Annotated in this window: 16 protein-coding genes; 9 read left to right on the top strand and 7 right to left on the bottom strand. The window is 34.6% G+C overall.

Features of this window, described 5'->3' with window-relative positions; all coding sequences use genetic code 11:
• Positions 1–211 precede the first annotated feature (211 nt).
• The 6 genes from MOK21_RS17910 to MOK21_RS17885 all read left to right on the top strand — a co-directional run bounded on the left by MOK21_RS17910 (position 212) and on the right by MOK21_RS17885 (position 5119).
• Positions 212–1402: a M14 family metallopeptidase gene (locus MOK21_RS17910; RefSeq protein ID WP_249075346.1), complete on the top strand. Its 1191-nt coding sequence runs from the start codon at positions 212–214 to the stop codon at positions 1400–1402.
• A 486-nt stretch (positions 1403–1888) separates the two neighbouring features.
• Positions 1889–2218 (top strand): PadR family transcriptional regulator, encoded by a 330-nt coding sequence (locus tag MOK21_RS17905; protein WP_053482886.1) that lies wholly within the window; start codon positions 1889–1891, stop codon positions 2216–2218.
• The gene (locus MOK21_RS17900; RefSeq protein ID WP_249075345.1) at positions 2215–2622 is read left to right on the top strand and encodes a permease prefix domain 1-containing protein; all 408 of its coding nucleotides are present in this window, start codon (positions 2215–2217) and stop codon (positions 2620–2622) included. The genes MOK21_RS17905 and MOK21_RS17900 overlap by 4 nt, the downstream gene beginning before the upstream one ends.
• A gap of 3 nt (positions 2623–2625) precedes the next feature.
• Positions 2626–3285, top strand: a complete 660-nt coding sequence (locus MOK21_RS17895; RefSeq protein ID WP_249075344.1) for a hypothetical protein — start codon at positions 2626–2628, stop codon at positions 3283–3285.
• 601 nt (positions 3286–3886) lie between these two features.
• A complete protein-coding gene (locus tag MOK21_RS17890; RefSeq protein WP_249075343.1) occupies positions 3887–4300 on the top strand; it encodes a MarR family transcriptional regulator in 414 nt (137 codons plus the stop codon).
• A 159-nt stretch (positions 4301–4459) separates the two neighbouring features.
• On the top strand, positions 4460–5119 hold the full coding sequence (locus tag MOK21_RS17885) for a hypothetical protein (protein WP_249075342.1): 660 nt from the start codon (positions 4460–4462) through the stop codon (positions 5117–5119).
• A gap of 437 nt (positions 5120–5556) precedes the next feature.
• Here the strand turns inward: MOK21_RS17885 and MOK21_RS17880 are convergent, their stop codons facing one another.
• The 5 genes from MOK21_RS17880 to MOK21_RS17860 form a co-directional block, all read right to left on the bottom strand.
• Entirely contained in the window at positions 5557–7038 is a 1482-nt protein-coding gene (locus MOK21_RS17880) for a malate:quinone oxidoreductase (RefSeq protein ID WP_249075341.1), read from the bottom strand.
• A gap of 448 nt (positions 7039–7486) precedes the next feature.
• On the bottom strand, positions 7487–8254 hold the full coding sequence (locus MOK21_RS17875) for a nucleotidyltransferase domain-containing protein (RefSeq protein ID WP_249075340.1): 768 nt from the start codon (positions 8252–8254) through the stop codon (positions 7487–7489).
• Between the two features lie 214 nt (positions 8255–8468).
• Positions 8469–8873 (bottom strand): MerR family transcriptional regulator, encoded by a 405-nt coding sequence (locus MOK21_RS17870; protein ID WP_249075339.1) that lies wholly within the window; start codon positions 8871–8873, stop codon positions 8469–8471.
• 9 nt (positions 8874–8882) lie between these two features.
• Positions 8883–9197: a hypothetical protein gene (locus tag MOK21_RS17865; protein ID WP_249075338.1), complete on the bottom strand. Its 315-nt coding sequence runs from the start codon at positions 9195–9197 to the stop codon at positions 8883–8885.
• Positions 9198–9343: 146 nt separating this feature from the next.
• Positions 9344–9493 carry a hypothetical protein gene (locus MOK21_RS17860; protein WP_249075337.1) on the bottom strand — a complete coding sequence of 50 codons (150 nt, stop codon included), beginning with the start codon at positions 9491–9493 and terminating at the stop codon, positions 9344–9346.
• 210 nt (positions 9494–9703) lie between these two features.
• On the opposite strand from MOK21_RS17860, the gene MOK21_RS17855 reads away from it, so the two are divergent.
• Positions 9704–10195 (top strand): hypothetical protein, encoded by a 492-nt coding sequence (locus MOK21_RS17855; protein ID WP_249075336.1) that lies wholly within the window; start codon positions 9704–9706, stop codon positions 10193–10195.
• 157 nt (positions 10196–10352) lie between these two features.
• Here MOK21_RS17855 and MOK21_RS17850 read toward each other — a convergent pair whose 3' ends face one another.
• Together MOK21_RS17850 and MOK21_RS17845 are read right to left on the bottom strand one after the other, a co-directional pair.
• The gene (locus MOK21_RS17850; RefSeq protein WP_249075335.1) at positions 10353–10622 is read right to left on the bottom strand and encodes a hypothetical protein; all 270 of its coding nucleotides are present in this window, start codon (positions 10620–10622) and stop codon (positions 10353–10355) included.
• Between the two features lie 210 nt (positions 10623–10832).
• Positions 10833–11630, bottom strand: coding sequence for an MBL fold metallo-hydrolase (locus MOK21_RS17845; protein ID WP_249075334.1), 798 nt, complete (start codon positions 11628–11630; stop codon positions 10833–10835).
• Positions 11631–11869: 239 nt separating this feature from the next.
• On the opposite strand from MOK21_RS17845, the gene MOK21_RS17840 reads away from it, so the two are divergent.
• Both MOK21_RS17840 and MOK21_RS17835 read left to right on the top strand, forming a co-directional pair.
• Positions 11870–12196 (top strand): BRCT domain-containing protein, encoded by a 327-nt coding sequence (locus tag MOK21_RS17840; protein WP_249075333.1) that lies wholly within the window; start codon positions 11870–11872, stop codon positions 12194–12196.
• A 193-nt stretch (positions 12197–12389) separates the two neighbouring features.
• Positions 12390–12812, top strand: coding sequence for an exosporium protein C (locus tag MOK21_RS17835; protein WP_249075332.1), 423 nt, complete (start codon positions 12390–12392; stop codon positions 12810–12812).
• The last annotated feature ends 137 nt before the right edge of the window (positions 12813–12949 follow it).

Genomic DNA, 12949 nt, shown 5'->3' with positions numbered 1-12949 from the left:
AGAGAATAACCTCTTTTCGAGAAATACCATCACATGTAGTTGATTTCTGTGGTGACTATGTGCTTTCCTAGAGGCCCTCCAATATAAATGGCCTACAAAAATGTCATCAATAACTTTTGGTGACATTAATAAGTACCTTATTCTTTTCATATATATATATTATATTGGCCGCTTTTGCCGAGGTATAATTGATAATAAGGAGGGAACAATTGTGGATATTTACGTAAGACCAGGAGATTCACTTTGGCATTTTAGTGAAGTTTTTAAAATCCCTCTTCAACTCATTATAAATTCTAACCGAACGATTAATCCTCAATTTTTAAGGGTCGGACAACGCATTCGAATTCCAGGGTTTGTGACAGTCAATTATCAAATCAAACGAGGAGATACTTTTTGGCAAATAGCCCAAAGCAGAAATCTCCCATTAGTAGCCATCTTGCTTGTTAACCCTGGTCTTAATCCAAATCAATTACCCATTGGGCAGTCCATTCGCATTCCCCAACGAATCACATGGCGGCTCATCAATGGTCAACAAAATTATACTTACACCATCATGATGAACGATATCAAAAAACTACTCGATGCTTATCCATTTCTACAAAGCTCAGCGATTGGACATTCTGTTTTGCAGCATGAAATCCCAGAGCTTCTAATCGGGAACGGAGCTAAGCGTGTCCATTATAACGGCTCATTTCATGCAAATGAATGGATTACAACTCCAATTATTTTAACTTTTATAAACGACTATCTACTCTCACTTACCAATCAAAGTACCATTCGCGGCTTATCTCCATTACCACTTTATCAGCAATCAACCCTTTCTATAGTTCCAATGGTCAATCCAGATGGTGTCGATTTAGTAGTTCAAGGACCACCTAATGACGAAGCATTAAAAAATCAACTTATTGTTTGGAATAATGGCAGCACTGATTTCTCTGGTTGGAAGGCAAATATACACGGTGTTGATTTGAACGATCAGTTTCCTGCAAAATGGGAGCTTGAAAACGCACGAAATCCGAAAACACCTGGACCAAGAGATTTTGGGGGACAACGGCCTTTGTCCGAGCCAGAGGCTATTGCTATGGCTGATTTAACAAAGAAGCGAGACTTTGCCAGAGTTCTTGCGTTTCATACACAAGGTAGAGTGATTTATTGGGGTTTTGAAAATCTCGAACCACCAGAGTCAGAAATCCTTGTTAATGAGTTTAGCCGAGTTAGTGGCTATAAGCCTATCAATTCGGCGGGCAGTTATGCAGGCTATAAAGATTGGTTTATTCAAGATTGGCGCAGACCTGGCTTTACTGTTGAGTTAGGTAGTGGTACAAATCCACTTCCACTGAGCCAATTCGGTGATATTTATGAAGAGACATTAGGTATATTCCTTGCAGCATTGTATATGTAATAAAAAACGAAGGATTTCATCATCATTCAATTCTAAATAAATAACCCCAATCCCCTTTTACTTCTAAGTGAATGGGGATTTTTTAACCTCTAATTGATTGCTTCTTGATAGTTCATCGCCAAAAATCGTTCATGACTTTTGTTAAAACGTCCACTATGTAAATAAGTTGATTGGAGTGGAGACTGGGCGACTCCTTGTGGATTAGCAATATAGGAACGAAGGCTAAAATCATCACATCCTGTGATAACGCCTTCGTGACCAACATCCTATTGCCCCAAGCGGCTCATCGGACGCCCCCAGGAAGCTCTGCTCTGCGCGAAAGCGAAGCGTCAGCGGGCCCAGTCGGAACGGAAATCACCCCCTCGTTTGATGACAATCCTTCTTAGTAGGAATATGGACGTATTTGGAAAAATTACTTTGACAGATAGAGTAATGTTTGTTACTATTACTCTGACAGATAGAGCAATAAAAATAAGTAGGTGACTTATGGTTCGAAGTGACATCATCCGCGGACACTTAGATTCCATTATTTTAAGGTTAATTTTAGAGAAAGATCGTTATGGTTATGAAATTTCTCAGGAAATAAGTATCCGCACAAATAATCGTTTTCAAATTAAAGAAGCAACTTTATATGCAGTTTTTCAACGTCTTGAGAAGAAGGAAATTATTGAAGCCTATTATGGTGATGTTTCACACGGAGGCAAAAGAAAGTATTACCGTATTACCCCATTAGGTAAAGCTTATTTAAATGAGCTAGTTAAAGAGTGGTCGGAAGTAAAAGAAATTATCGACTTATTTATGGAGGGCTTAGAATGAAAAAAATAAAAAATCATATTGATGAGCTTTTTAAAGATATTCCTCGTAATAAAGAAACAGAGATGGTGAAACAAGAAATCATTCAAAACCTTGAAGAAAAAGTATTTTATTTGATGGATCAAGGGAAAGAACAAGAGGATGCCATCAACAAAGCCATCGTAGAGTTTGGGGATATCGAGGATTTAAAAAAGGAATTAGGTGTTAAGGAGCCCGAAAAGAAAAATATGTCTAAATTAAATTTGGAATTCTCTATATGGGGTAGTGGCTTAATTATTGTATTTTTTGTTTTTATTAATCTTTACTATACGCCACATACAATATGGGCAATCTATCCGATCTTCGCAATACTATGGTGGCCATTATCTATGTACTTCGTTTGGTCACGTAAGAAATGGAGTGAATAAAACATGAAGAATTTGATTAGCTTTTCGATTGTTGGTAGTTTGATGACAATGATTTTTTTAGGAATCGTCAATTATACGACGACCCCCCAGGAAATTTGGTTTATTTACCCGTGCTTTCTAGTTTTGCTATGGCCGATAACGTTATTCTTTATGTCTAAAAGAATGTATAAGCAATACTCTCTTGTTTGTAGTGCCATGATTATCGCTTTCCTTATCATTGAAAATTATTTATACTCACCCGAGTATATATGGTTCATTTATGCGATTTATCCAATCATCTGGTGGCCAATCCTTATGTATTTAGAGGAAAAAGCCAAAACATTAAAAATTGCACTGATTGGCTGTGCAAGTACCATTATCTATTACTCCATTTTAAATATTATTTTATCCCATCCATACCCTTGGGCGATCTATCCAGCCTTTTTAGTAATTTGGTGGCCTTTAGCTTTATACCACGCACAAAGAAAAACATTTGTAGCTTTCTCTGTAACAGCTACCGTTCTTATCAGTATCTTTTTTATTACCGTAAATATTGTCTCTTCACCAGGCGTAATATGGGCGTTTTATCCAATATTTGTCGTTCTATGGTGGCCCTTAAGCATGTACTTTTATGTTTATAAAAGAAAAATGTACAATTCAACAACGCTATCAAAAAGAGTCTAAAAATTCAGATTATACATCATGTCCGCAGGGGGAATTAGATGAAAAAGAAAATGAAATTTATAAAATATACTGTAATAATGACAATCGTATTAGTCATAACAGCGCTTTTATTCCCTACATGGACTTCACATATTCATTTGAAGAGAAGGAAAAATTTTATGAATGGATGTGCGATACTTTTATAAAATAAATGCAATTGTGGTAATAAAATTATATTAATGATATTAACTAGATGAGTGGCTCACCACCATAACGTGTGGTTGATTTCCGTTCCGACTGGGCGCTTTCCTGGGGGCGTCCGATGAGCCGCTTCACTCGCAAGGCTCGCTCCAGGGTCTCATCTGTGACGCTAATCCCCAAGGAGTCGCCCAGTCTCCACTCCAATCAACTTTTAGCCAGGGCATCTAAAAAAATGGATTAATCAAAACATGCTCTTATTAAATAAATAGGGCATATTAATTTCTTAAAGAACCTCAAGATTATGAAATTAATCAACAGCAATCGAAGTTATCGATATAGTTAAAAGCAACGATTGCTGTAGCTCACATTATTTATTTACTATATAATTTAGTTATTAAATATTTTAATGGGCTGTGATATTATGTCAAAAAATGATCAATTGCACAATGTAGAAATCATTATGAGTGAGATGTTTGAAATACAGCATACATCGCGAATGTTTGTAAACCTCCTATCTGAGGGAGAATCATTATCTCAAAACCAACTAATCCTCCTACTTCAGCTAAAGATTAATGGTGGGATGAAAGCAACAGAAATTGCTGAGTTCTTTAGTGTGACACCAGGAGCCGTTACATCGATGTGCGATAAACTAGAAAAGTTGGAATTAGTAGAGCGGATTAGAGAGAAAGAAGATCGTCGTGTTGTAAAAATGATTTTAACTAATATCGGTGAATTGAAGGTTCAAGATTTATTTTTAAAGTTTCCACAAGAAAGACTGATAGACATGGCAAAAATATTGCGTGAGGTTAATCAGTTAATGAAAAAAATTTTTTAGGATTTCATAAAATTGAAATCCTTTTTTTATTGTCCAAAAAATATGCGAGAACTAATTTAACACAAAGGTTCTTGACAAAATGCAGTTACATATATTTTAATTAATATATGTTTTAATAATTAAAATATTTATTAACTAAAATATATGAGGTGATTTATTTTGATTCAAAAACTACACACTGTAACGCTTACAAATGGCAATATTAAAGATTTGGCAGCAGATTGTGAGCAAGTAAATATCCGTGGATTTGTTACTTTCCATCAAAAGGTACGCGTAAAAAAAATCTCTACTCATGGCCATAGTTCTTTTTATTCCCGCGTTGAAGCACAGATTTTAAATAGTACAGGATCCTGTACTCTAAAAGATTTTTGTGAAATTAATGAAATTAAAAGTGCCGGGAGCTTAAATATGCGAAATGGGCAAGTAACAAAATTGAATAGTTCTGGGAAGTTGACCATTGAACAAAATTTAGAGGCTGAAACTGTAGATGCAATTGGTATTGTGAAAGCAACAGAAATACTAGCCAAGCTTTTTCATTTAAAAATGTCTGGTCAAAGTAAAATTGGGGAGCTTATTGCAGATGAAATATGCATAGAAAAGGATAAGATTTCTGTTCTTCCTTTATTAAAGAGAAAATTAATTTGTCATTGTATAAAAGGGAAAAATGTACGTCTTTCCGATACAAATGTAGAGGTTGTCAAAGGGGATGTTGTCATCGTGGGAAGTAATTGTAGAGTAAAAACACTTTATTATACGGATAGCTATTCAATCGCTCCCACTGCTAAAGTGCAACAAATTGTACGGAGGGAGAAGGAATGATATTTAGAAAATTCATTCAGACCTTTGTTTGCTCGCTGGCTCTCTTTGTGTTATCTATCCTCTATGTTAGTTTGGTCTTATGTGCATTATTGTCAATACTAGCAGGTATTTTACGAACATTAGGTCTTGAGCAATTGAAGATGGGTATTTGGTATGGCGTTGAGCTTCCAGTCATCTACAGCATTCCCCTAGCTCTCCTTGTATCCTTATTCCTGTTCTTTTGTTCAATATATGTTAAACGCTCTATCCGATTCTGTCTTTCGAAGCTTAGCTTTTAAAATAAATGCTGAACTAATTTCAATTCACGAAAATCCAACAGAAAAAAGGCAGATTTATTCTACACATTGTAGATTAAATCTGCCTTTTAGTTTTAATCTTTGGAAAAGCAGCCAAAAAACTAGAACCTTCCATCCGAAAGGTTCTAGTTTCATTTAATGTTATTTTAAACGAAGCGCTTTGTCTGTCGATTCATTAATTTCTTTAAGAAGCTCTGGGTTTTCTGCTAATGACTTGCCGTAAGATGGGATCATTTCTTTAATTTTTGACTCCCATTCGTTAACATGTTGAGGGAAGCATTTATTGATTACCTCAAGCATAACATGTACAGCAGTGGATGCGCCTGGAGAAGCTCCAAGTAATGCAGCGATTGAGCCATCAGAAGCACTTACAACTTCCGTACCAAATTGAAGTGTTCCTTTACCACCAGCTTCAGTATCTTTAATAACTTGTACACGTTGACCAGCTACGATAATATCCCAATCATCGCTCTTAGCATTCGGGATGAACTCACGTAGCTCTTCCATACGTTGTTCTTTAGATAGCATAAGTTGTTGGATTAAATATTTTGTTAATCCCATCTCTTTAACTCCTGCCGCTAATAACGTTGTAATATTATGCGGTTTTACAGAAGCAAATAAATCCATATTTGAACCTGTTTTTAAGAACTTAGGTGAGAAACCTGCGAACGGTCCGAAAAGTAACGATTTTTTGTTATCAATATAGCGTGTATCAAGATGCGGAACAGACATTGGTGGAGCACCAACTTTAGCTTTTCCGTATACTTTCGCATGATGTTGTTCAGCAACTTCTTGGTTTTTACATACTAAGAATAATCCACTGATTGGGAATCCACCAATGTGTTTTCCTTCAGGAATACCTGATTTTTGTAGTAATTCTAGGCTTCCTCCACCAGCTCCAAGGAAGACAAATTTTGCTGTATGGTATTCCATTTTACAGCCGTTTTTGTCATGCACTCGTACTTCCCATGAACCATCGCTAGTACGTTTCATGCTTTGAACACTATGATTGTAGTTGATATCAACGTCTTTATTTTTTAAATGGTCGAATAACATACGTGTTAATGCACCAAAGTTAACGTCTGTACCAGTGTCAATTTTCGTCGCAGCAATAGCTTCATCAGCTGGACGATCTTGCATAATTAGAGGAATCCATTCCTTTAGTTTTTCTGGGTCATCAGAAAATTCCATACCTTGGAATAAAGGGTTTTTTGTCATCGTTTCATGACGTTTTTTTAGAAACTCTACATTGTCTTTCCCTTGTACTAAACTCATATGAGGTAAAGGCATAATAAAGTCTTGCGGATTGCTGATTAGTTTATTGTTCACAAGATAAGACCAAAATTGTCTTGAAACATGGAACTGTTCATTAACGTTAATCGCTTTCTTGATATCGATTGTTCCGTCTTTTTTCTCTGAAGTGTAGTTAAGCTCACAAAGTGCAGCATGTCCAGTTCCCGCATTATTTAATTCGTGAGAACTTTCTTCACCAGCTTTATCAAGCTGCTCAAACACTGTAATTTTCCAATCTGGCGCTAATTCTTTGAGCATTGTCCCCAAAGTAGCACTCATGATTCCGGCACCAATTAAGATAACATCTGATTTAATTTGTCTGTTACTCATTTTTACCTTCCTTATATATTAAGATTTGCAGAAAGGATGTAAAGCTCTCCTGCTTAGATGAGTACACCTTTTCTGTATCAATTATTACCTTATTGCAGTGTATCATAATTACATAAAGATTAAAATATCAACTATCTATATGAGAGTTATGTGCATTATTCGAGTCTTCCTCTTAATAAATCAAGAGAAAAACCTCCTATTCCCTCATTAAGAAAACTAACCTTCATTTAAGTTTTATGGAATAATTGACCTAAAAATGGCTAGCATTTTCATATAATAATGAGGTTCTTTTAATTATTATATCTATATAATAACATAAAAACATGGAACCAGTCTTGTTTTTACACCAGCTCCACTCCATATAAAAATATATCGAATTTTCTAACTATTTTCTAGTGATATTTTAAAATTATTTTTTTCAGTTTAACCAAAGAAGTCACATCTCATCCTACTCTTCGACAGGACTTTTTAGTTTCCATCCATCTATCTTAAAACCGCCCATCTGATTAAATACATGGTTTACTAACTCTTCATATGCATCCATCATCCTTTGTTTGTCCGCCTCTAGCAATGCTTTTAAAAACATTTCCTTAAAGATTAAATCCGGAAAAACATCTTTTAGATATTTTTTCATATATGCAGGGTCTATAAGATAAGCATGTACTTGATGGTATGGAATGCTTTCTAATCTTAAAAACTGACAGTATTCAGAAAATAACTTAGCTAATGAATTGAAATACACAAAGGGGAAATCCACTCTTTGTTGTTCAAAGCAATCCTTTAAATTATCTAATGAATCCCATAGTGTATATTTTTTTATTTCTAATATTGTTTTATTCAATTCATCATATTCATTGTTTAGCCAATGTTCCGCTTCAATTTTTAATTCATTAAGTATTCCTGTATTATCAAATAAAATCTTTCCTGTCATAAATTGAACCATGGACATTGTTCTTTGGATTTGAAAATCTCCTTGAAAGTATTGCCGAATTTGTTTTGGCGGATTCGCAAAATACTCTATAAGAAAGCCATTAACAATTCTATTCCCTCTCTCCCGCCAATCAACATCTTCAGATAAAATAATATGTACATCTATATCGGAACGCGTTGAAGGATCTCCCGTTACATAGCTCCCACATACAAGCGCCCCGATAACATCATTTCGGTTCTTCCAATCTTTTAAAAACTCTTCAAGTGCTCTCTCCCATTCTTTCATAAAATTTATCATCACCTTTCTTAAAAATTGAGCTTTGGAATATCTCCATTTCAATATGTATAAAAAAATTCCTTTCACTTTATAAATGAAAAAACACAGCCCATTCGCTGTGTTAAATGATAAAATATTATTTTTTTAATTGATGTTCCCTTTGGTTATAGGGAAATGAATTAGATGATTATCTCAATTGTCTTTAAAATGATGCCGTTATTATCTAATCTTTATTTTTTTCTAGTAATTGCTCCATTTTATAATCAGCACGTTGTAAAACTTGTTTTATTTGTTTTATTTGTTTAATCTCTTTTTCTCTTTGAACCATCTGCTTATACTTATTTTGAAATAATATTTTCAGCTGTTGAACGTTTTGGATTTCTGCTTCTGTCAATTCATCATTTTCATCCATATTTTGCGACCATTCAAAAAGCAGTTTTATCTCTTGAAGCGAAAAACCACATTGCTTTAGTTTAAGAATTGTACTAATAATTTCGATATGATTTTCGTTATACTCGCGATGTTTGTTTTTTATTTCCGGATGTAATAGACCCATTTTTTCGTAATAACGGATAGTGTCTTTACTAAGATTAGTACATGTAGCGAATTCACCGATTTTTATAATCATCACCTACTATTATATAAATTTATAAACAATTAATAGCAATATACAATGGAATATGAAGCGAACGATATGGTGACTATATCTAAGCTGTTTATTCGTTAATAGCCCTTCAGCAATCGCTAATACATGTAACAGAACAAATTCAAAAATTAGCAACAACAGAACCAGAGCTTTGTTTGGTATCAATATCGTGACAAGAATACTGATAGCTACGACCATAAATAAGAATGTTCGTACTTGAAATCCGTTCTCCTTCAATTGATGCAAACTGGCAATCCCCGTTAGTAATGCGTATACCCCTATCAATACATAAGCAATAATATCCATTCACATCACTCCATTCTTTTATACTTTCACTTTAAAAGATGGAGTTAACTCCATGTCAACAGATTTTAAACCCTAAGAGAACAATTCAAGAAATATACTGCGGTCTAACGGTCATAAGCCAATTCCAACTATGAATTGACAAGTTATTAGAACATATCAGCTAAACGATTTTGAATAGACTCTGGCAATAGTTGAAAGAACAATCCTTCATACTTAATATCGAGTATCCCAGCAATCAAAATAATCACAATGATAATGAATAAAAGGGGTTTCTTATTTTTAGAAATCCACTTCAATAGGCTCCCCTCCTCTAGAAAAATAACGTTTATAGTCTGCTAATTAAGTATATATAAACTGTCCTTTTGAATATACAATCATTCCCTGTCACCCAAATTGGAGATGTTACATACATTAAAAAGTACTGATTATAAGATTGGTTTTCTTTTAGCAATTGAATTTAAATCAGTTCCTTCGGGTAAACCATACTACATTGGAAAGGAATAGCCATGGTAAACTTTCAATCATTTCGTGGAGTCGTTACTCAAATTGATGATTTTCCAATCGGGCAAAACGGAGACAAGGAAGGTTGTTATAAACTGATGACGGTAGAAGATCGTACTCAAGGTATCGTCAATTTTGTCGTTTCACCTTCTACTTACTTTGTAAATCAAGAAATTGTGAATCCCGGCGATCAGGTTACCGGATATTATGATGGGAATGCACCTGTACCGTTAATATATCCACCTCAATATCGAGCACTTGTTGTTGTAAAGGACAATTACAATCAAAATGTTAAAGTCGACTTTTTTAATAATCAATTAGTGAGTAGTGATGGCCAATTACAACTAAATCTTTCTCCATATACATTAATCTTGCTCAAAAATGGGCAGCCTTTTTCAAAAAGCCCATCCAATCGAAACTTAATTGTGATCTATGGCCCTACTACAAGAAGTATCCCTGCTCAAACCACACCGTATAAAATAATTGTTTGGTGTTAACAAAAAAATAGGCTCGCCATCACAAAGTAGGGATATTTCCCAGGAAAGGTAATCGATTATTACGTTTATCTTCGAGATATTTCACATAAAAAATCGATAAAATTAAGCGGCTTAAGTCCTTTAAACTAGGTCTTAAGCCGCCTTTTATTTCTTCTGTCTACTGTTTGCCTTGCATTTCGTGCAATTGCTGCTTGATCTGCTCTAAGTATTCTTTATTTTGTTGGACTGTATCCAAATGCTCACCATATTCCTTTGCATTCATAAATGCATTTTCTGCATGTTCGATTTGATTGAAAGCATGCTCAAGCGCTATCTCCTCCGGATGTGACTTGGCATGCTTTAACAAACGCTCTGCCTTCTGAACAGAGTTCCCAAACAAAGTGCTTGGATGATCTTGTTTCCAGCTCATATCTGAGTGCTTAGCCAATCTTGCTCCTCTTCCCTTCCTGCCAATTTGATAATAAACCTAGATATAGTATTGGAAAATGTGCAGAAAATATGTACGGATAAAGTAGAGAATATCTATAATCTTATGAATGCATTCTTGTATACAGCTTTGACTTTAAACACATAATCAAGATATTCATTCATTTGAATCCAAACACTTACGACTCAAAAACGTAAAAAAGGAGCACCATTACAAATTTTCTTTAGCTATCTTCTTATTGTCATTGTGGATGCTTTTCATCCCTTCAAAAAATGAATATTCTTCACTTAAATATCTTTCTAACTCTCCATTATCATGAAGAAGCTGCTCTAAGTAATATTTTGAACCATCTACCCTTTTTCGAATTTCCTGTTGATTTTGCGTTGTCGTACCATGTCCAGGTATGTGGGTCGTTATTTGATGATTTAGCAAAATATTTTCAGCCGTATGAATAGTATTTACATAATCTTTATAGCTGCTAAAAATAAACGGAAACTCAATATCTGACAGATAATCACCAGAAAGAAACAGACCGTATGGCTCAATAACTGTAAATAAACCATCATTCGTATGACCAGGCGCTTGATAAAATGTCATGGTTAGGGAGTCTAATTCTAATTTATACCCATCCTCTGAAACAACAATATCGACAGTTGGATATATCGGTGCATAACTTCTTTTCAAATAATATCCTTGGTCAAATTGTTTAATTTTTTGAATGCTTTCTTCTTTGTTTGGATTGTCAGCGAATTGTTTAGATGCAATTACCTTAGCTTCTGGGAATGCCCCAGACCCAATAATATGATCAAAATCGCTATGTGTATAAATAATATAAAGTTGTTTATCACCTTTAATCTTGTTTATATAGCCCTTAATTTCTTCAATTTCAGTAGGTAACCAATTCGGATCTGTCATAATTACTGTTTCATTAGCTTGAATGATTGCCGAGGTAGTCATATATAATGCACTTTGAAAAACTGTAATATTATTTTTTTGGAATTGAATCAACGTGAACCATCCTTCCCCCTGATTTTTGGTGTGTCCCCTCTATTGCATAGTTCGAGCAATATTTATAAAATCCTTCTTTAGTTCGAAACGTATTCGTGAGGATCTATTTTTTAACTAACTTTCATCTAAAATACACCTTCACCTATGATACGATTCACCATAACTAGTTTAATGTAGAAGAATATCCTTCTATAATGTGTATAGGTAGAAATCTTTCCATACTATCAAGGAGAATCAACATGAACAACAATAAGGACAACACAGAAATCATCTTACTTTCTGACCCATCCGAATGCTTGATGCATCCGTTTTATCATAAACAAATCGTCTTTACAGGAGCCCTTTCTACTATGACACGTTCGGAAGCTGCGAAGAGAGTACGAGCTTGTGGAGGGATTTTGCAAGGGGCCATTACACAGGATACAGATTTCCTTATTCTTGGGGACAAACGTCGCGGCATAAGTTCGAAACAATTAAAAGCTGAGAAATTGATTAGCCTCGGCCAAGATATTCAAATTATTATTGAAGATGATTTTATGTGGCTCATTTCGATGAAAAATGAATAGCTATTATATAAAAAGGTATGTAAAACAACTATGTTTACATACCTTTTCACATATCTAAATAATTTTAGTTTGAAGGAATAGCTAGAATCGTTTAATGAAGCAAAGTTTAAAAATAAAACAGCTTAGTTTACTACACAATCAAGTACTCATAAAGAAAATATCTTATAGTATCCTAGCAAAAGGAGGTGATCAAATGGTGCAAATTCTTGATTACCAGGCAACTGAACCTCTAAGTAGTTTTAACCCAAATAATTCTTTTCCCATTCCGCAGGCTCCATTTAGAGTTCTTTTAGCTTCGATTCAAATAAACATCCCAGGCACGGCTTCAAGGAATAACAGCGTTGAGCTACTTTCAAGCATTGGTGTGTCAGGAGTTACAAGTATTTCACAAATTGTATTTAGAGTCTTCCGTAACGGGAAGGAAATTTTTAATACTCAAGATGGAGTAGAATCAGCTGGTTCAGAGCAAAATTACGTCTTTACATTCCAAGCTATTGATTCCAATTTAACAGCTGGCGCTAACTTCTATCAGGTTTTCGCTGAAAATATTACACCCAATACACAAGCAAACATTGTTGGACCAGTTTCTTTTAGTGGCCTAGCTATTAAAAGTTAACGATAATAGCTCTTTCTATGCACCTCGGCCATGTTTATGCCCCATACAAATTTGTGGCAAACATGATCGATTTTTTAAGCGTGTTGATGGATAGAATAGGATGCTTGTTATAAAGAATAAAAATAATAAGCTGTATA

Source organism: Lysinibacillus sp. BPa_S21, from assembly GCF_023337795.1.
GTDB lineage: Bacteria > Bacillota > Bacilli > Bacillales_A > Planococcaceae > Lysinibacillus.
This window is presented reverse-complemented; position numbering and strand designations above follow the sequence as displayed.